Origin of the sequence: Streptosporangium heterodermiicola (genome assembly GCF_051390675.1) — a bacterium.
In the GTDB taxonomy this organism is placed as follows: Bacteria; Actinomycetota; Actinomycetes; order Streptosporangiales; family Streptosporangiaceae; genus Streptosporangium.
Window position 1 is genome coordinate 184,713 of record NZ_JBPJSR010000003.1, and the last position, 18,265, is coordinate 202,977.

General features: G+C 70.9%; 18 protein-coding genes. 6 read left to right on the forward strand and 12 right to left on the reverse strand.

Annotation, left to right across the window (positions count from 1 at the left end; genetic code table 11):
- The first annotated feature begins 138 nt into the window (after window positions 1–138).
- Complete coding sequence (locus tag ACSC1Q_RS07955) at window positions 139–1,068, forward strand: SURF1 family cytochrome oxidase biogenesis protein (protein WP_436758018.1); 930 nt, start codon at window positions 139–141, stop codon at window positions 1,066–1,068.
- A gap of 87 nt (window positions 1,069–1,155) precedes the next feature.
- Here ACSC1Q_RS07955 and ACSC1Q_RS07960 read toward each other — a convergent pair whose 3' ends face one another.
- Entirely contained in the window at window positions 1,156–1,872 is a 717-nt protein-coding gene (locus tag ACSC1Q_RS07960) for a hypothetical protein (protein WP_436758019.1), read from the reverse strand.
- Window positions 1,873–1,893: 21 nt separating this feature from the next.
- Window positions 1,894–2,580, reverse strand: coding sequence for a hypothetical protein (locus ACSC1Q_RS07965; protein WP_436758020.1), 687 nt, complete (start codon window positions 2,578–2,580; stop codon window positions 1,894–1,896).
- Between the two features lie 47 nt (window positions 2,581–2,627).
- Here ACSC1Q_RS07965 and ACSC1Q_RS07970 point away from each other — a divergent pair, with 47 nt between their 5' ends.
- Together ACSC1Q_RS07970 and ACSC1Q_RS07975 are read left to right on the forward strand one after the other, a co-directional pair.
- Window positions 2,628–3,365 (forward strand): tyrosine-protein phosphatase, encoded by a 738-nt coding sequence (locus tag ACSC1Q_RS07970; protein ID WP_436758021.1) that lies wholly within the window; start codon window positions 2,628–2,630, stop codon window positions 3,363–3,365.
- Window positions 3,366–3,625: 260 nt separating this feature from the next.
- Window positions 3,626–4,822, forward strand: a complete 1,197-nt coding sequence (locus ACSC1Q_RS07975; protein ID WP_350968721.1) for an amidohydrolase family protein — start codon at window positions 3,626–3,628, stop codon at window positions 4,820–4,822.
- A gap of 124 nt (window positions 4,823–4,946) precedes the next feature.
- On the opposite strand, the gene ACSC1Q_RS07980 is transcribed toward ACSC1Q_RS07975, so the two are convergent.
- From ACSC1Q_RS07980 to ACSC1Q_RS07990, 3 genes are all read right to left on the reverse strand, one after another.
- Window positions 4,947–5,336, reverse strand: coding sequence for a YkvA family protein (locus ACSC1Q_RS07980; protein WP_436758022.1), 390 nt, complete (start codon window positions 5,334–5,336; stop codon window positions 4,947–4,949).
- A gap of 195 nt (window positions 5,337–5,531) precedes the next feature.
- A complete protein-coding gene (locus ACSC1Q_RS07985; protein ID WP_436758023.1) occupies window positions 5,532–6,956 on the reverse strand; it encodes an amidase in 1,425 nt (474 codons plus the stop codon).
- 3 nt (window positions 6,957–6,959) lie between these two features.
- Window positions 6,960–7,931 (reverse strand): LLM class F420-dependent oxidoreductase, encoded by a 972-nt coding sequence (locus tag ACSC1Q_RS07990; RefSeq protein ID WP_436758024.1) that lies wholly within the window; start codon window positions 7,929–7,931, stop codon window positions 6,960–6,962.
- Window positions 7,932–8,421: 490 nt separating this feature from the next.
- On the opposite strand from ACSC1Q_RS07990, the gene ACSC1Q_RS07995 reads away from it, so the two are divergent.
- On the forward strand, window positions 8,422–9,009 hold the full coding sequence (locus tag ACSC1Q_RS07995) for a hypothetical protein (protein WP_436758025.1): 588 nt from the start codon (window positions 8,422–8,424) through the stop codon (window positions 9,007–9,009).
- Window positions 9,010–9,125: 116 nt separating this feature from the next.
- On the opposite strand, the gene ACSC1Q_RS08000 is transcribed toward ACSC1Q_RS07995, so the two are convergent.
- Window positions 9,126–9,893: a bestrophin-like domain gene (locus ACSC1Q_RS08000; RefSeq protein ID WP_436758026.1), complete on the reverse strand. Its 768-nt coding sequence runs from the start codon at window positions 9,891–9,893 to the stop codon at window positions 9,126–9,128.
- 81 nt (window positions 9,894–9,974) lie between these two features.
- Window positions 9,975–10,709 carry a TetR/AcrR family transcriptional regulator gene (locus ACSC1Q_RS08005; RefSeq protein WP_436758027.1) on the reverse strand — a complete coding sequence of 245 codons (735 nt, stop codon included), beginning with the start codon at window positions 10,707–10,709 and terminating at the stop codon, window positions 9,975–9,977.
- A 593-nt stretch (window positions 10,710–11,302) separates the two neighbouring features.
- Between ACSC1Q_RS08005 and ACSC1Q_RS08010 the strand changes: the two genes are divergently transcribed.
- Complete coding sequence (locus tag ACSC1Q_RS08010) at window positions 11,303–12,190, forward strand: hypothetical protein (protein ID WP_436758028.1); 888 nt, start codon at window positions 11,303–11,305, stop codon at window positions 12,188–12,190.
- Window positions 12,191–12,396: 206 nt separating this feature from the next.
- Here the strand turns inward: ACSC1Q_RS08010 and ACSC1Q_RS08015 are convergent, their stop codons facing one another.
- The 5 genes from ACSC1Q_RS08015 to ACSC1Q_RS08035 all read right to left on the reverse strand — a co-directional run bounded on the left by ACSC1Q_RS08015 (window position 12,397) and on the right by ACSC1Q_RS08035 (window position 16,308).
- Entirely contained in the window at window positions 12,397–13,464 is a 1,068-nt protein-coding gene (locus tag ACSC1Q_RS08015) for an aspartate-semialdehyde dehydrogenase (protein ID WP_436758029.1), read from the reverse strand.
- Window positions 13,461–14,735: an aspartate kinase gene (locus ACSC1Q_RS08020; RefSeq protein WP_436758030.1), complete on the reverse strand. Its 1,275-nt coding sequence runs from the start codon at window positions 14,733–14,735 to the stop codon at window positions 13,461–13,463. The genes ACSC1Q_RS08015 and ACSC1Q_RS08020 overlap by 4 nt, the downstream gene beginning before the upstream one ends.
- Window positions 14,736–14,825: 90 nt before the next feature.
- Window positions 14,826–15,359 carry a DUF5063 domain-containing protein gene (locus tag ACSC1Q_RS08025; protein ID WP_344743938.1) on the reverse strand — a complete coding sequence of 178 codons (534 nt, stop codon included), beginning with the start codon at window positions 15,357–15,359 and terminating at the stop codon, window positions 14,826–14,828.
- Window positions 15,352–15,951 carry a recombination mediator RecR gene (gene recR, locus ACSC1Q_RS08030; protein ID WP_350968710.1) on the reverse strand — a complete coding sequence of 200 codons (600 nt, stop codon included), beginning with the start codon at window positions 15,949–15,951 and terminating at the stop codon, window positions 15,352–15,354. Before recR ends, ACSC1Q_RS08025 begins: the two co-directional genes overlap by 8 nt.
- A 3-nt stretch (window positions 15,952–15,954) precedes the next feature.
- The gene (locus ACSC1Q_RS08035; RefSeq protein WP_350968708.1) at window positions 15,955–16,308 is read right to left on the reverse strand and encodes a YbaB/EbfC family nucleoid-associated protein; all 354 of its coding nucleotides are present in this window, start codon (window positions 16,306–16,308) and stop codon (window positions 15,955–15,957) included.
- A 329-nt stretch (window positions 16,309–16,637) separates the two neighbouring features.
- Between ACSC1Q_RS08035 and ACSC1Q_RS08040 the strand changes: the two genes are divergently transcribed.
- Window positions 16,638–18,119 carry a helix-turn-helix domain-containing protein gene (locus ACSC1Q_RS08040; RefSeq protein WP_436758031.1) on the forward strand — a complete coding sequence of 494 codons (1,482 nt, stop codon included), beginning with the start codon at window positions 16,638–16,640 and terminating at the stop codon, window positions 18,117–18,119.
- Window positions 18,120–18,265 lie beyond the last annotated feature (146 nt).

Sequence of the window (18,265 nt, forward strand, 5' to 3'; positions counted from 1 at the left end):
ACCGTACGTGATGTCCGGAGTGTCCGGCGAGCTTTTCCATGACATCCGACGATCGGGCGGTCCCGGGCACCTTACTACGCCCAAAGACGCATCCGGCCTTTTCCAAAGGCGTGGCCGGAGGGCGGGGCGGTGCCCCCGGTGCCTACCCTTGATGACGTGTACCGGTTCCTGCTGACTCCCCGATGGCTCGCCCTCCACGTGGTGGTGCTGCTGGTCATCCCCGCTTTCGTGCTGCTCGGGCAGTGGCAGTTCGGGCGTTTCGAGGAGAGGTCCACCAGTAGCCACCGGATCACCGGCAACCTCGACGCCGCCCCCGTCGCCGTGGAGGAGCTCACCTCACCCGGCGGCACCGTCTCTACGCAGGACAAATACCGCACCGTTCTTGCCGAGGGGACATACGACGCGAACGCTCAGCTCCTGGTCCGGCGCCGCGTCCAGGACAAGGCGGTCGGCTTCTACGTGCTGACCCCGCTGGTCACGGCGGACGGCACCGGCGTGCTGGTGAACCGGGGCTGGGTCAAGGCGGGCGGCAACGCCGACGCCCTCCCCGAGGTCCCGGCGCCGTCCTCGGGTGAGGTGACTGTCACCGGCAGGTTACGTCCCACCGAGACCGAGGAGACCTCGGGCATCCGCGACCGGGCGGGCCTGCCCGCGGGACAGGTCCTGCTGATCAACACCGAGGCGATCGGCCACCGCCTGCCGTACAGGCTCCTCGGCGGGTTCGTCGAGTTGATCGAGCAGTCGCCGGCCGCCGCCACCGCGCCCGCGCCCGTCCCCACACCGGACGTCGGCGAGGGAGGCGGCCTCAACCTGGCCTACGGCGTGCAGTGGTGGCTGTTCATCGGGGTCGCGATCGGCGGCTGGGCACTGCTGATCCGCAGGGAGGCCGCCGACCTCAGGGCCGCGGCCTCGGCACCGGCCGCGCCCGGCGACCCGGATCCCGGCGACCCCTCCGAACGCGACGAACGCGACGAACGCGATGAGCACGACGAATCCGGTGAGCCCGGTGAGTCGCCGGACGCCGCCCCGCGGGCACCGGCGGCACCGGCGGAACGGGCCGGGTCCTGACCGCGAGAACCCCGTAACCCGGAAACCCGGAAGGCGGGAGCCCGGAGACGAACAGCCGGGAGCTCGCCAGGGATCCCTCCGCCGTCGCTAGCCGAGCACGAGATTCAGAAGGTAACCGGCGGCCGCCGCCAGGGCCGTGGAGAGCGGGCTCAGCAGCATTCCCAGCAGGAAGCCCCGCCCGCCGCCCAGCCGCTCGCGCGGCGCGGGGACCCGTCCGGCCGCGAACCAGAGCGGACGGGGTTCGAGCAGCAGGAACAGGATCGCGCCGATCCACCCGGTACCGAGGATCCAGAACCAGGCCCACCGGTTGCCCAGCCGGGGCGTCGAACCGAGCATGATCAGGAAGGTGAGCGCCCAGGCCGCGATCGGCCACCCACCGCCGACGGGAATCGGTATTTCGAGGATCCACCGGGACCCGAGAGCGATCTCCCTGGAGTCGCTCAGTTCGGTCACCTTGGCGCCGCTCCGGCCCAGGTCGCCCTTGAGGTCCGCCATCGTGTAGGAGGGCGGTGCCGTCCCGAGCGCCTCGGCGTCGAGCTCGCGCCAGGTCAGCGGGCCCTCGGTCCATCGGACGTAGCGGATCGCACCGTCCCGCTCGTCGTACTCGACGAGGGAGACGCGGTCGGCCGCGGCCGCGGCACGGAACTCGGCCCGCGTCTCCGGCAGGGGCGCGCGGTTCAGCACGGTGATCAGAAAGCCGAAAATCAGGATGATCAGGAGAATCGACCGGATGGTCAGTCCGACGATCCGCCAGCCGCGACGGACCTCCGGCGTTTCAGGAGCCTCAGGACCTTCAGGAACCATGCCTTATTTACTACTCGACGATCACGCGTTGACCATCGCCATGCCGAGAAGGAGCGCCACCGCGATCGCGAACCCGCGTGTCCCGTCGAGTTTGGCCGGTGCGGGCAGTGCCTCGTACGGGTCCCGCCACAGGGGTCTCGGCTCCAGTAGGACGTAGAGCAGCGAGCCGCCGGTGAGGAACATCCAGAACCACGCCCAGCGGCTGGCGTAGCGGGGGTTCGGCCGGGACAGCATGAGCAGCCAGGCCAGGAGCTCCGCGGCCACCGCCACCGGGCCGAACGGCTCCCACCACCGCCCGTAGGCGGGCGAGCCCGCCAGTGCCCCGAAGCCGTCGGAGCGCACGATCTCCACGGAGGGGTCGGCGGCGGCGCGCACCTGGGCCATGAAGGCCTCCTGACGGCGCTCCAGGGCTTCGGGGACCAGCCGGGTGGTCCGGGGATCCCAGACGTCGTCGGGCTGGTCGAACCGGGCCTGGCTCCAGGAGAGCGGCCCGTGGGACCACGTCAGCGTGCCGTAGGCGGGCCAGTTGCGGTCGTAGACGACCTTGGTCACGTCGCCCGCCCGCAGGTCCGCCACGAGCTCCGCGGCGGGCCGCAGGGGAGGGGCCTGGTTGATGTGGACGATCACCGTGGAGAGCGCGAGCACGAACAGCAGCGCCACCCGCACGGCGTACGGGATGTCATCCCCTGCCGGAACCACCACTCGCATCCCCTGCCCCCATCGCGCGAGACCCACCGCTGGATAGGTTAGAGGGCGTGATCCGGCATATCGAGTTCGCGCGGCTGTACAACTTCCGCGACGTGGGCGGCTACCGGACGGACGGCGGGGCGGAGGTGCGCTGGCGGCGGCTCTACCGCTCCGCCTCGCTGCACATGCTCGCCGACGACGACCTCGACCGTTTCCGCGCGCTCGGCGTACGCACCGTGATCGACCTGCGCCATCCCGACGAGGTGACACGTCGCGGCCGTGCCCCGCAGGGGCCGAGCTACCACAACCTCCCGGTCGAGCACCGCAGGTGGGACACCGCCGGCGACTACCGTTCCGACGCCGGGGTCGCGAGGTTCTTCGCCGACCGCTACCTGGAGGTGGCCCACGACGGGCACGCCGAGCTCAGGAGCGCGCTGGAGGTGATCGCCGAGGCGGGCAACGCGCCCGTGGTGGTCCACTGCGCGGCGGGCAAGGACCGCACCGGGCTGCTGGTCGCCCTGGTCCTGCGGCTGCTGGGGGTACCCGAGGAGGACGTGATCGCCGACTACGCGCTGACCGGGCTGTCCAGGCCCCAGATGGTCGCGTACTGGGAGAAGGAGCATCCGGGCGAGCCCCAGTGGGCGGGGTTCGGGCAGGCGCCCGCCGAGGCGATGCGTCTCTTCCTGGGCGAGCTGGGCCCGGTACGGGACTACTGCCTGCGGATTCTGGGTGTGGACGAGAGTGTGATGTCCGCTCTCAAGAATCATCTTTTGAAAAATCCTGATATTGAGGCGATCTCTGGGTAGGCGCCTCAAAGGACCCGCCATGGGCAGCACCCTCCGGCGGGTCCGCCCCCGGGGCCGCCCTTACCCCCCTCCGGTGGCCCCGGGGCCCGCGCTCACCCACCCGCCGAAGATGTCGCGGGAGACGGTCACGGCGGGCATCGCGGGAGACGTCACGAAAGACGTCATATGAGGCATCGTGAGAGACGTCGTGAGAGACAGAGATACCAAGCGGAGACCTTGCGGCTTGATGAGTGTTATTCCAGCGGAATACGGTTGACCGTGTGACTACGCCGCTGCTCCCCGACCCCGAGCCCAGGCGGCGGGACTATGTGATCATCTCAGCCGACGACCACCTGATCGAGCCGCCCGACATGTTCGACGACCGGCTGCCGGAGAAATACGCCGACAAGGCGCCCAAGGTGGTCGAGACCGACTCCGGTCACCAGGTCTGGCGTTACGGCGGGGCCACCTATCCCTGTGCCGGGCTCGACGTAGGCGCCGGCCTGCCCCGCGAGCAGTGGACGCTCGACCCGGTCCGGTTCGAGCACATGCGTCCTGGATGCCACGACGTCGAGGCCCGCATCGAGGACATGGACCGCGCCGGCGTCTGGGCCGCGCTCTGCTTCCCCGGCATGCTGGCCGGGCAGTCGGGCATGGTCTTCGCCAAGACCCGCGACCAGGAGCTGGGCCTGTCGGTCCTGCGCGCGTGGAACGACTGGCACGTGGAGGTCTGGGCGGGCACCTACCCGGAGCGGATCATCGCCCTGCAGCTGCCCTGGCTGACCGACCCCGAGGTGGCCGCCAAGGAGATCCGCGACAACGCGGCGCGCGGTTTCAAGGCGGTGCTCTTCCCCGAGTTCCCCACCCGGCTGCGCCTGCCGTCCATCCACAGCGACCACTGGGACCCGTTCTTCCAGGCGTGCGAGGAGACCGGCACCGTCGTCTGCCTGCACGCCGGCGCCGGTTCCTGGGCTCCGGTCCCGTCCCCTGACACGCCGATCGAGGCGATCACCACGCTGATGCCGGCGAGCGCCATGTTCGCCTGCGCCGACTGGCTCTGGTCGGGCGTCCCGCTGCGCTTCCCCGCGCTGCGGATCCTGATCGTGGAGGGCGGCGTGGGCTGGCTGCCGATGCTGGCCGAGCGGGCCGACTACGCGCTCGACCACCCGGTGGCGGGGGAGGCCTCGTGGGAGGGCGGCCTGAAGCCCAGCGAGGTGCTCCGGAGAAACTTCTTCTTCGGCACGCTCAACGACCACGCCCTTTCCGGGGTGCGGCTCGCCGTCGGGCTGGAGCACGTGCTGCTGGAGAGCGGCTACCCGCACTCCGACTCCACCTGGCCCGACACCCAGCAGGCCGTCGCGACGAACCTGGGCAGCCTGCCGCCCGCCGACATCGCCAGGGTGGCCTACGGCAACGCCGCCCGCCTGTTCGGCCACCCGCTGCCCTCACGCGCCTGGCTCAGGATGGAACAGATCTGACTCCCCGCACCCCTGGCATCAAGCCCCGCTCGGGAAGGAACGACCCGGCCCCTCGCCCCCGCTCAGAAAGGGGACTGAGCGGACCCGCGCGCGCTCTTCAGCCGGGACGTAGGGATCTGCCCCCTCACACTCCCCGCTCGGGACGGAGCGGATCCGGCCCGCTCACGCTCTCGGCTCGGGAGTGGACGGACCTGACCTTCTCGCGCTCCCAGTCGACGTAGCGCCCGCCCTCGCCGAGCAGGGAGCCCATCAGCCACAGGAACACGCCGAAGTCGTCGGCCACCCCGATGAGGACCAGGAAGTCGGGGACGACGTCGACCGGCGAGATGATGTAGAGCACGCCGAGCCCCATCATGGCCAGCTTGCCCTTGCCCATCCCGGAATACTCCCCGCGCGTGACCGCGCCGACCATCCTGGGGAGGGCTCGCAGACGTGCGCCGAGACCGGGCGAGCCCGGCTTCGTCACGTCTTTGTACGTCCGCCACGCCTGCGCCGCGCGCGCCGCCTTCGCCATGGAATCCTCCTCGGAACCACGTTCGCCTGGCGGCGTACTACCCCACCGCCTCACGATATAACGCGTGACTTCCCGACAGGGTTCCCGAACGCCGCTCACGGCCCCGAGGACCGCGACCCTCCACCGCCCGCCGTTCCGGCCGGGGCGACGCCCACCCACCGCCTCAGCCGGGGCCGCGCCCACGCTCCCGCCGCATCACGGGCGCTGGCGCATCGCCGCGTGCCGGAAGGGCCGTTCCTCCTCGATCTGGGCTGCCACCCGGACGAGCAGGTCCTCCCGCCCGGCGGCGGCGACCAGTTGCACCCCCACCGGCAGGCCGTCCGCGGTGTGGTGCAGCGGCAGGGAGATCGCGGGCTGCCCGGTCGCGTTCACGGGCGAGGTGAACGAAACCGCCTGGTTCGTACGGCCTCGCGAGGTGCTGACGTCGTCGGGAGGCAGCCAGCCGAGCCGGAAGGGCGCCACCCCCAGGGACGGCATGAGCAGCAGGTCGTGCGACTCCCACCAGGTGGCCATCCGCCGCCTGAACCCGTCGATCCAGTCGCGCGAGGTCACGTAGCCGACCGCGTCGAGCTCACGGCCCGCCTCCCCCAGGATGCGGTTGCGCGTCTCCAGTTCGTCGAGCTCGACGGGCCTGCCGCGCCAGCGCCCGATGTCCGCCAGATCGGCGGCCACGTGGGCGGCGACGATCGTGCCGAAGTGCGTGGCGAAGCCGTCCTCGGCGAGCGCGGAAGGCCCCCCTGGCTCGACGTCGTGGCCCAGCGCCTCCAGCAGCCCGGCGGCCCCGGTCACCGCGGCCACCGGTTCCGGGTCGGACGGGAGGCCCCCGCCGGGGTGCTCGGCGAGGAAACCGATCCGCAGCCGCCCGGGATCCGCCCCGACCTCCTCGGCGAGCGGGCGCGGCCAGGCGGGCGCGCCGTACGGGTCGCCCGGCATCGTCCCGGCGATCACGTCGAGGGTCGCCGCGCTGTCCCTGACCGTACGGCAGAGCAGGCCGGCGGCCGAGAAGCCCGCCCAGGGTTCGCCCCCGGAGGGGCCGGAGCTGACCCTTCCCCTGGTGGGCTTCAGCCCGACCAGCCCGCACATGCTCGCCGGGATCCGGATCGACCCGCCGCCGTCGCTCGCCGTGGCGACCGCGACCATGCCCGACGCCACCGCCGCCGCGGACCCGCCGCTCGATCCTCCGCTGCTGTAACGGAGGTCGTACGGATTGCGGGTGGGACCGAACGCCAGCGGCTCCGTGGTGATCGCGGTGCCGAACTCCGAGGTGTTGGTCCTGCCCAGGATCGTGAACCCCGCCCGGCGCAGCTTGGTCACCGCGTAGCCGTCACGCTCGGCGAGGATCCCGTCAAGGGTGCGCGACCCCGCGCGGTACGGCTCCCCGGCCATGGCCCAGCCCAGGTCCTTCAGCAGCGTCGGCACGCCCGCGAAGGGGGCCTCGGGATCGGCCTCGCCCGCCTCCGCCAGTGCCCGCTCGAACCTGCGGTGGACGACCGCGTTGACCGTGCCGTCGCACGCCTCGATCCGCGCGATCGCCGCCTCGGCGAGCTCTCTCGCGGAGATCTCTCCCTTCCTCACGGCCGCCGCCTGGCCGAGCGCGTCGAGCTTCAACAGGTCGTGCAAGGGTCACTCCTCGACGGGGGCCAGATCTCGTACGGCCTGGGCGATCGGGACCTCGCCGCCGGGGATGGGGGCGAGGACCGGGGTGTTCAGGCCGTCGCGCACATACTCCCGGATCCTGGCCCGGCACGTGGCGGCGTCGCCGTGCACGATGAGCTCGTCCACGACCTCGTCGGGGATGGCCTTGAGCGCCGCCTGCCGGTCTCCGGCCGCCCACGCCTCGTGCATCGGCCGCAGCACCTCGCCGCGCCCCAGCCAGTCGTGGAAGGCGGCGTAGACCGGAACGGTCAGGTAGCTCGCGAGCATCCAGCGCCCTAGCTCGCGCACCTTCTCCGCGTCCTCGCTGACGCACACGAACAGCCGGGCGATCAGCTCGGTCTCCTCGCCGACCTCGGCCCTGACCTTCCGTACGTCCCCGGGCGAGAGCCAGTTGGTGATCGCGCCGTCGGCCTCCTCGGCGGCCAGGCGCAGCATGCGGGGGCGCAGCGCGGCGAGCACGATCTTCGGCGGGATCTTGGGGGCGCGCTCCAGCTTGAAGCCCTTGACCTCGAAGGTCTCGTACCGCTCGCTGACCTTCTCGCCCGCGAGGGCCTTGCGCAGGAAGCGCAGGGTGTCTCTGGTCCTGGCGAACGGCTTGACGAACTCCCCGGCGTTCCAGCGCTCGACGATGGCCGGGGAGGAGGCCCCGATGCCCAGGACGAAGCGCTCGGGGGCGAGGTCGGCGAGCGTGGCGGCGGACATGGCGAGCAGGCCGGGCCCCCGGGTGGAGACCGGGACGATCGCGCTGCCGAGCCGCACCCCCGGGGCCCATTCCGAGGCCATCGCCAGGGGGACGAAGCCGTCGACGCCGTTGACCTCGGCGGACCAGGCGTCGGTGTAGCCGAGCCCGGGAAGCTCGGCGATCAGATCCCTGGAGGCGGCCAGCGAACGGTCGTAGAAGGGAATCGTCATACCCCAGCGTGGGCCCGTCGTGGTCATCGTGCCGCCTCCGTGTCGGTGGTCGCCGCCGGGGACCTTTCCCCAGAACGATGTTCTGATGTAGCTTGCCGCACCCGCTCGGGGTGTCGTCAATACCCCAACCGTACCAACCGGACGGTATGTGACCATAAGAACGATCTACGTTTGCCGGTCGTTTAACGGCCGATCACTTTCCGTATGATGCTAGAAACCTTACGTGACGAAGCGTTGGAAGCATTGGCGGAGAAACCAACGGCGGGGCCTGCTCGGCGCGGTGACCCTCGCGACCTGCGTGGCGGCTCCCGTTCTGGCCGGGACACACCTCCTCGCCGCGAAAGGCGGCTCGGGGCCGCCCGCCTCCCACCACGGGATGTCCCTGGCCTCCGGCCGTTCGGCGCTCCCGGAGCCCGGGCCGTCATCACCGGCCCTCGCGCCTCCGGAGCCGGGCGGCCGGGCGAGGCCGGAAGCCGGTCACCCGGCCGTGTCGAGGCCGGAAGCCGAGCACTCGGCCGTGTCGAGGCCGGAAGCCGAGCACCCGGCCGCGTCGAAGCCCGACCCGGACCACCCCGTCGTGTCGAAGCCCGAACCTGACTACCCGACCGCGCCCCCGCCGAGGGGCGACGACCGGAAGGTTCCCTGGTGGCACTGGTGGTACTGGTGGGGGGCCGCGTCGGACCACCCGGCGGACATCCCGATCAAGCCGAGACCGGAACCGAAACCGAAGCCCGAACCGAAGCCGGAGCCGGTGCCCGAGCCGAAGCCCGAGCCCACGCCTGAGCGGCCGACGCCCACCGTGTCCGCCCCTCCCACCTCTCCCGCCCCGGAGCCTTCCGCGCCCCCAGCACCCCCGGCGCCCCCGCCCGCCCCTGTCGCCGCCCCCGACATCGTCACGCCGACGCCGACGCCGGCCAGGAGCCGCGCTCCCCGGCCCAGGGCGGCACCCTCCAGCGCGCCTCCTCTCCTGCGGCAGCGGCTGGTGCTCGATCGCTACGCCGAGCGGCGTAAGGGCACCGACAGGAAGCTGATCCTCGTGGTGATGTTCACCGGCGTGATCTCGGTCACCGCGGTCACCGCCCTCAACCGCGGTGGCCGCGGATGATCCGGGCGGCACGCACGGCGAAGCCCGCCGGTGGGGATCCACCGGCGGGCCTTCCGGCCGCCGTACGCGCCGACCCGCGACCGGACCGCCGAGGAAGTCGAGGAGATCGGCGAGGGCTACGGCTGGGCGGGGAACTGGCCGTCGATCTGGTCGTACTGCCGCTGCGCGGCCTTGAACGCGTCGGGTTCGACGGCGCCGAGCCCGCTGAACGGGTGGCTGATCAGGGTGATGAAGCACACGCCGATGAGGACCACGCCCACCCGGACCAGGTCGGCGATGATCGACGAGGTGGTGGGCCGCACTCCCGGCGTCCAGGGCAGCGCGATCACCAGCAGCCCGGAGAGGATCAGCAGGATCACGAAGGTGTTCTCCAGTCCGGTGCTCGCGTCGTCGCTCCGGACGATGCGGGCGTGGGAGATCTCGGAGATCCGGTCGAGCGCGTCCTGCCGGAAGTTCTTGCCGTCCTCGCCCACCGGGCGGAGCCTGAGCACCGTCGCCCGCATGCCCATGAGGGTCTGCCCGGGGAGCGGGGACATCTCGCTCCCGGCCATGAGCGGCCAGTCGAGGTCGATGCTCTGCGCGGTGTACTGCCGGATCTGGGACCGGACGGGCGCCGCCTCGGGGATGGGCGCCACCGACCAGTACATCTCGGTGAGGCTCTCGGCCTCGGCCTGGACGTCGGCCTCCGACACCGAGAGCGCGTCCCGGCACAGCACCGCGGCGTAGGCCAGCACCAGCAGGTAGACGGCGAGGGCGAGATTGGCGGAGAAGTCGACGGACGCCGAGCCGTGCTCGTCGTCGTCCCGCCCCCTCTTCCTGAGAACGCGGAACGCGATCAGCACGATCGCGACGGACACCACCACCAGCACGGCTATCCAGCCCATGGGACTCCCTTGAACCCGTCATCGAATCGGCTACCCAGGGTAATCAGATCGATACGGTGGTTCATGGAGTTCCGCCGGGATTCACTCGCGAAGTTCGTGAATCCCCGCGATGAAGTCACGGGCGACCCCGCGCAGGCCGGGCAGGTGCGAGAGCCCGACCAGGCGGTCCACCAGCGGCACGGTGAGCTCGATGAACCGGTGTGTCCTGCGGCACCCCTCCGACTCGTCGTGCACCCAGAACAGCACGACGCCCATCGACATCAGCCAGAGCAGCTCGGGCAGCTCGGCCCGCAGCTCGCCGTCCATGCGGTCGGAGGACCCCTCCACGACCCGCCGGTAGATCGCGATCGACGCCTCCCTGGAGGGCGAGGACTCGGCGCTGAACGGGTTGAGCGGGTTGCTCGGCTCGGCCGCGTGCTTGAAGAACTTCACCGCGAACTCGTGGTACGGCTCGGAGACCCGCACCCACTCCCGCAGCACCCCCGCCAGCCGCGCGGCGAACCGGCGCTCGGTGGCCAGCAGCCTCTCGCACGCCGCCTCGTGCTCGGTCTGGGCCCGGTCGTAGTACGCCTGGACCAGGATCTCCTTCGAGGCGAAGTAGTAGTAGGCGTTGCCCACCGACATCCCGGCCTCGGCGGCGATCGCCCGCATGGTGGTCGCCTCGTATCCCCGCTCGCGGAAAAGCCGCAGGGCCGTCTCCACGATGACCTCACGGGTCTTGTCCGATCCACGGGTTCTCGGGGGCGGCTCGGTCATGGGGTGCTCGTCACCTGTCGATTGGAGCTGGGAGAACGGGCTCATCTGGTCTTTCTCCACCGGACGAAGCCTAGATCATCCGTCCCGTACCACCGGGGATGAGCCTCCGTGAACGACCCTAAGCGCGCCACATCGCACCCGCCACTCATATCCGTGATTGCTCCACCGCTCTCGATACCACCCTCGATATCGCTCTCGGTATCACCCTCGATCCCGCACCGCTTCGCGCCGTGCCCGGCGCACCCGCGCGCCGCCCGCCGAGGACGTGACGATGGCGCCGTACGCGGCAAATACCGATATGTCGGCTATCTCCGGAACTGCCGTCTCAGCAGGTCATCGAGCTGCCCGATCATTCCCACTACCGGGCAAAAATCACTCTTCGTGAGGGATCATCCGGGTTCGGGAGTGGGATTGATCCTTTTGGCGGAAGGGCTCCCGCGACAAGGGATACATAAATGGGGACATGTCCCTGTAGAAAGCGAGCTGCCCGGTTTTCCGCCGGAGCACTGCTCGCTCTGCAGCTATCTTTCATCGCATCGGCACCGCACCACATCGCGACCGCGGAGAGCGGGAACGCGTCGGCCGGCGCCACGATCGTGAGCCGGTCCGTCGCGACCGGCCCGGGGCGGGCCCACCGGTCCACGATCATCGGAGTGTACGACATCGCCCCCCTGAAAGGCGCCCTGCGCTACATGCGGGAGCTGTGTCACCCGGCGGCCGCCCAGCGGGCCCGGGAGACCGCGTTCCCCCTCTGGCCGGAGCACGCCACGTCCTCGGACACGCCACCGCGCCCCTCCACGACCACCGCGCGAACCCGAACCGCCCCCCAGGCGAGCGAACACCATGAACAGGCGGCCCCCCAACCCTCCGAGACCACCTCGCGAACGCGAACCGCCGCCCTGGCGAGCCCCCGCAAACCGGCCGCCCCCCGGACCCCGGAGACCACCTCCCAGCCCCCCGGAAAAGCACGGGCGTTAGAGGCCCGGGGAAACGCGCAGGCCCCGCCTCCGGCCGCCGTCACCTCGGAGAAAGCCGTCACCTCGGAGAAGGAGGCTCCCGCCGCCCCGGGGAAGCCGGCTCCCGTCGCCCTCGAAAAGCCGGCCGAGGCCCACCCTCCCCAGGCACAGCAGGCGCAGCATCCCACGCGGCTCCAGCAGACGGACGCCAAGCGGCTCCTGCGGGCGGCCGGTCTGCGCTGGACCTCCTCGGGCAAGTGCGCGAACCGCCAGGGGCCGAACTGCACCTCGCTGGAGGCCGTACGGTCCACGACCGTCTCCAGCGCCGTCGACCTGAAGCGCCGCAGCGGTTGCCCCCTCGTCGTCACCGGTGGCACCGAGGTGGGCCACGCCCCCGGGCCCTACAGCCACTACGAGGGCTACAAGCTGGACATAAAGCCCAACGCCTGCGTCAACCGCTACATCACGAAGAACTATCCGCCGCAGGGAGTACGGGGGGACGGAGCCCGCCTGTACGGCCAGTCGCCGACGTCGGGCCCCCTCTTCGCCCGCGAGGCGGACCACTGGGACATCCTCTTCCGCTGACCCGGCGGCTCGCACGACCACGCGGAACCACCGGCCCTCGATCCAGAGCCAACACGGGACCACCGATCCATCCCCGAAAGGCTCGCCCCGGCCGTCGCGAGGATCCCGTCACCCTGGGATCAGGTCCCCGCGAACGCGAGGGCCGTACGGCGGGGCGGGCGTGGCGTCATCGGACACCACGCCGCCGCCGTACGGCCCGGTAAGAACTACGCGAACTCGGCCGCGACCAGCTCGGCGATCTCCGCCGCGTTCAGGGCCGCGCCCTTGCGGAGGTTGTCGCCGCAGACGAACAGGTCGAGGGTATTGGGGAAGTCGAGCGCCTGGCGGACCCGGCCCACGTAGGTGGGGTCGGTCCCGACGACGTCCGCCGGGGTCGGGAAGACGCCGTTGGCCGGGTCGTCCATGACGACCACGGTCGGGGCGGCCTCAAGGATCCGGTGGGCGTCGGCGACGGTGATCTCACGCTCGAAGGTCGCGTGCACGGCCAGCGAGTGGGTGGTGATCACCGGGACGCGGACGCAGGTCGCGGAGACCTTCAGATCGTGGATCCCGAGGATCTTCCGCGACTCGTTGCGGAGCTTGAGCTCCTCGGAGGCCCAGCCGCCGTCCTTGAGCGAACCCGCCCACGGCACGACGTTGAACGCCACCGGCGCCGGGAACGGCGACTCCTCGTCGCCGAGCTTGTTCTGCAGGACCTTGCGCACGTCACCGGCGGTCTGCCCGACCGTACGGTCACCCGCCAGGGCCTCGACCTCGTCGTAGAGGCGGGCCGAGCCCGCCACGCCCGCGCCGGAGACCGCCTGGTACGAGGCGACGACCAGCTCGCGCAGGCCGTACTCCTCGTGCAGGGCGCCCATCGCGGCCATCATCGACAGGGTCGTGCAGTTGGGGGTGGAGATGATCCCCAGCGGCCTGGTGCGCGCGTCCCGCGGGTTGACCTCCGGCACGACCAGCGGGACCTCGGGGTTCATCCGGAAGGTGCCCGACTTGTCGATGACGACGGCCCCGCGCCCGGCGGCGATCGGCACCCAGGTCGCGGAGACCTCGTCCGGCACGTCGAAGATCGCGATGTCGACGCCGTCGAAGACCTCGGGGGTCAACTCCTGGACGACGAGGTCCTCATCACGGACCCGCAGGACCTTGCCGGCCGAGCGGGCGGACGCGACGAGCTTGATGTCGCCGTAGACGTCCTCGCGGTTGGAGATGATGTCGCGCATCACGGTGCCGACGGCACCGGTCGCGCCGATCAGGGCAAGGGTGGGCTTGCGGCTCATCGCCCGCTACCTCCGTAGATCACTGCTTCAACCTGGTCCGCGTCGAGGTCGAACGCGCGGTGCGCGGCGCCGACGGCCGTGTCCACCTCGTCCTGCCCGACGATCACCGAGATGCGGATCTCCGAGGTGGAGATCATCTCGATGTTCACCCCCGCGTCGGCGAGGGCGGCGAAGAACGTCGCGGTGACGCCGGGGTGCGAGCGCATGCCCGCCCCGATCAGCGAGACCTTGCCGATCTGGTCGTCGAAGAGCAGCGACTCGAAGCCGATGCGCTCCTGGATCTTCTTCAGCGCGGTGAGCGCGGCCGAGCCGTCGCTCGTGGGCAGCGTGAAGGAGATGTCCGTCCGGCCGGTCGTCGCCGCCGACACGTTCTGCACGATCATGTCGATGTTGATCTCGGCGTCGGCGAGCGTTTTGAAGATCGTCGCAGCCTCACCGACCTTGTCGGGCACCCCGACAACGGTGATCTTGGCCTCGCTCCGGTCGTGCGCGACGCCGGAGATGATCGGCTGCTCCATCTCTGTTCCTTCGCTGTCGGGGTCGGAGACGACCCACGTGCCTTCCTTGGTGCTGAACGAGCTTCTGACGTGGATCGGCAGGCTGAAACGGCGAGCGTACTCGACACAGCGCAGGTGCAGGATCTTCGCACCGCACGCCGCCATCTCCATCATCTCGTCGTACGAGATCTTGGGGATCTTGCGGGCGGCCGGGACGATGCGGGGGTCGGCGGTGAAGACGCCGTCCACGTCGGTGTAGATCTCGCACACGTCGGCGCTCAGGGCGGCGGCGAGCGCGACCGCGGTGGTGTCGGAGCCGCCCCTGCCGAGCGTGGTGATGTCCTTGGTGTCCTGGGAGACACCCTGGAAACCGGCCACGATCGCGATCTGGCCGCTGTCGAGCGCCCCGCGGATCCGGCCGGGCGTCACGTCGATGATGCGCGCGCGGCCGTGCGAGGAGTCGGTGATCACGCCGGCCTGGGAGCCGGTGAACGAGCGCGCCTCCTGGCCCAGGTTGGCGATCGCCATCGCCAGCAGCGCCATCGAGATGCGCTCACCCGAGGTGAGCAGCATGTCGAGCTCGCGGCCCGGTGGGAGCGGCGAGACCTGCTGGGCGAGGTCGAGCAGCTCGTCCGTCGTGTCGCCCATGGCCGAAACGATCACCACGACGTCGTTGCCGGCTTTTTTCGTCGCGACGATCCGCTGCGCGACCCGCTTGATGCAGGACGCGTCGGCGACGGACGAACCACCATACTTCTGAACAACGAGCGCCACGAGATGTCTCCGAAGCAATCTAGGGCTGTGGAGCTCACAGTCTACTGGCGCCCTCGCCGAGGCCCTCTGATCAAACCAGTATGTGGACGATCACACCGTCGTGCGCTCCTCCGCGACGTCGAGCCGCGTGTGGGCGACGAGCGCCTGGAGGGCTCGCATCGCCGCTCCCGCGTGGTTGCCCCAGGTGTTGAAATAGGAGTACTGCCACCACCAGAGCGCCTCCAGGGGGCGCCCCGCCCGGTGGTGCCGCAGGCCGTGCAGGAGGTCGGCGGCCACCGCCGTCAGGTCGTCCGACAGGCGGTACGGGGTGACCACGGTGTCCTTGTAGGGGTCGAAGACCTCGGCGTAGTCGTCGACCGGCCCCAGCCGCTCGGCGAGGGCCGTGCGGACGGCGTCGACGTCTGGGTCCTCGCCCAGGTGCGGCTCCCAGTTGCCCGACAGGATCACGTCCTGGCTCGCGCCGAGCTGCGCGCCGGCCGAGCTGACCTGCGCGACCTCCACCAGCAGCAGCGGCAGGATGGCGTCGCCGCCCTCACCGCCCGCCAGGCGGGTCAGGCCGTCGATGTAGTTCTTCGCGTGCTCCGCGATCCGTTCCGCGAGAGCGCTCCACGCATCGTCAGACATCAAGGAGCCTTCTTCCTTCGAACGCGCGGCCCAAGGTGACCTCGTCGGCGTACTCAAGGTCACCGCCTACGGGCAGACCGCTGGCCAGTCGTGTCACTTTCAGTCCCATCGGCTTGACCAGACGGGCGAGATAGGTCGCCGTCGCCTCCCCCTCAAGGTTGGGGTCGGTGGCGAGGATCAGCTCTGTGACCTGGCCGTCCGCCAGACGGGTCATGAGCTCTCTGATGTTCAGGTCGTCGGGGCCGACGCCGTCGATCGGGCTGATCGCCCCGCCGAGCACGTGGTAGCGGCCCCGAAACTCGCGGGTCCTCTCGATGGCCACGACGTCCTTCGACTCCTCGACGACGCAGATCACGTGAAGATCGCGCCTGGTGTCGCGGCAGATCCGGCACTCCTCCTCCGCTGCGACGTTGCCGCAGACCCGGCAGAAGCGGACCTTCTCCTTGACCTCCAGCAGAGCGTGGGCGAGCCGCTTCACGTCGGCCGGCTCCGCGGCCAGCAGGTGGAACGCGATGCGCTGCGCGCTCTTGGGACCGACGCCGGGAAGCATCCCGAGCTCGTCGATCAGGTTCTGGACGACCCCTTCGTACATGACCTAGAACCCGGGAAGCTGGCCGAGCCCGCCCCCGCCGCCCAGCCCCTGCGCGAGGGGACCGAGCTTCTCCTGCTGCAGGTCGGCGGCGGCGCGCACGGCGTCGCGAATGGCGGCGATGACCAGGTCGGCGATGGTGTCGGCCGTCTCCTGGGGATCGCCGGGGTCCACGGCCTCGGCACTGATCTTGAGTTCGAGCAGCTCGCCCCCGCCGTTGACCGTGGCCACGACGAGGCCGCCGCCCGCGGAGCCCTCGACTTCCGCGTCGTTCAGCTCCTGCTGGGCGCTCACAAGCTGCTGCTGCATGAGCTGTGCCTGCTCCAGCAGCTGCTGCAGGTTGACATCCCCTGGGTTCACCGTCGTTGTGCTCCTCGTCCGTGACATCGGTCGTCACGAGCCTACGGGGTTCGGGCCGGGTGTTGTACTGCAGCGAGCACGCGTTCCCCCAGTATGGGGATTAAACCCCCGTCGGGCCTCGGGCCCCCCTCCAGACGTCCGAGACCCGACGCGACACGCGCCGGAGCGGCCGCACACGACAGCGTGTGATCGAAAGGTAGCTCTCCGGAGGTTGCACACACGTTGCGATCGTTCACTCACCCTTCGCACACCCTCTTTGGCCGAACGGGTTGCGGGCGGGGGTCCCGACCACCGATGCTTCGGCCATCGGCTCTATTCCGGGGGGATATGTGCGCGACGGCCACCGGGGAGCTGTCCAGGCGGCCGATCTCGGCTCCTACTCGTCACGACTGCGGCGCCTGCACGAGGCGCTGATCAGGGGCGAGCGACCGGCGGGCGAGGGACCCAGGGGCGTGATCTCCGCGTCGTGGCGGCGCTCACTGGACGCCGGGGTCGATCCCGACGCCGGGTCGGCCCCCCTCGCCTTCGAGGGCGAGGACATCCGCGAGGTCCGCTCGGCGCACCCGATGAGCAGGCTCCTGCCGATCATCACCGGGACCCTCCTGGAGGCCGTCGACGCGGACGACCAGATCCTGCTCGTCACCGACGCCCGCGGCAGGGTGCTCTGGCGCGACGGCAACCACCGGACGATGGAGAGCGCCGACGAGGTGGGGCTGGCCGACGGCTTCGACTGGAGCGAGGACGCGATCGGGACCAACGGGCCGGGCACCGCGCTCGCCACCCGGCGGCCCCTGCACGTCTTCTCCGCCGAACACCTGGTCAGGGCGCTCCACCGCTGGTCGTGCTCCGCCGCGCCGATCGTCGACCCCGACAGCGGCGACGTGCTGGGGTGTGTCGACATCAGCGGCACGACGCGCTCCCTGCACCCGGCGAGCGTCGCCCTCGTCGAGGCCGCGGCGCGGCTCGCGGAGAGCCACCTCACGCTGCGCATGCTCGAACGCGACGAGCGGCTCAGACGCCGCCACGAGCGCCACCTGAGCGCGCTGCGCGGCGAGCCCGGCGCCCTGGTCACCGCGACCGGCCGGATCATCGCCGGTGACGACGCGCGGCACTGGGCCCCGCGCATCCGCCTGCCGGAGGCGGGCGACCGGGTGGTCCTGCCCGACGGGCGGAGCGCCTTCTTGGAGGCCCTCGGCGACGACGGCTTCCTGCTCCGCCTCGCGGGCCCGGCCAGGGGCCCCGTGCTCGCCCTGTCCTTCCTCGGCGCCGAGCACCCCTCGGCGCACCTCGACGGGACCCGCCTGGCGCTCTCCCTGCGCCACGCCGAGATCCTCGCGATGCTCGCCCTCAACCCCAGGGGGATGACCGCCGCCCAGCTCTCCTTCCACCTGTACGGCGACGCGGGCAACCCGGTGACCATCCGCGCCGAGATCCACCGCCTCCGCGCCCAGCTCGGCCGTACGGTCGCCGCCAAGCCGTACCGCCTGGCCTGCGTGGTGGAGGCCGACTTCCTGGAGCTCAAGCGGCTGCTCGCGGGCGACGAGGCCGCCCCGGTCGCCCGCGCCTACCGCGGCCCCCTGCTGCCCCGCTCCGAGGCGCCCGCCCTGCGCCTCGAACGCGAGGAACTGGAGGGACAGGTACGGGCCCGGCTGCTGCGGCGGGGTGGTCCCGAGGACCTGTGGGCCTACGCGGAGACCGAGCACGGCAGGAACGACATCCAGATCCTCGAACGCCTCGTCATGGCACTGCCCCGCCACGACCACCGCGCGGTGGCCGCCCGGATCCGCCTCAGCGGCGTCGACCTGCCCTGAGGCCGCCGTACCCGCGGACCGGAGAGCCAGAGAGCCCGGGAGCCCGGCCGGGCGCGGCCTCGCCAGGTGTCGTCTCGCGCGGATGTCGCCTCGCACGGGTGCCACCTTGCACGAGTGGCACCTCGTCAGGTGAGACCTCTCTCAGG

Coding starts and splice junctions, on each gene's coding strand:
- ACSC1Q_RS07990 (WP_436758024.1), bottom strand. CDS start 7,931: ATGACCACGACGGGCCCACGCTGGGGTATGACGATTCCCTTCTACGAC.
- ACSC1Q_RS08000 (WP_436758026.1), bottom strand. CDS start 9,893: ATGGGCTGGATAGCCGTGCTGGTGGTGGTGTCCGTCGCGATCGTGCTG.
- ACSC1Q_RS07960 (WP_436758019.1), bottom strand. CDS start 1,872: ATGGTTCCTGAAGGTCCTGAGGCTCCTGAAACGCCGGAGGTCCGTCGC.
- ACSC1Q_RS07980 (WP_436758022.1), bottom strand. CDS start 5,336: ATGGCGAAGGCGGCGCGCGCGGCGCAGGCGTGGCGGACGTACAAAGAC.
- ACSC1Q_RS07965 (WP_436758020.1), bottom strand. CDS start 2,580: ATGCGAGTGGTGGTTCCGGCAGGGGATGACATCCCGTACGCCGTGCGG.
- recR (WP_350968710.1), bottom strand. CDS start 15,951: ATGTACGAAGGGGTCGTCCAGAACCTGATCGACGAGCTCGGGATGCTT.
- ACSC1Q_RS08015 (WP_436758029.1), bottom strand. CDS start 13,464: ATGAGCCGCAAGCCCACCCTTGCCCTGATCGGCGCGACCGGTGCCGTC.
- ACSC1Q_RS08025 (WP_344743938.1), bottom strand. CDS start 15,359: ATGTCTGACGATGCGTGGAGCGCTCTCGCGGAACGGATCGCGGAGCAC.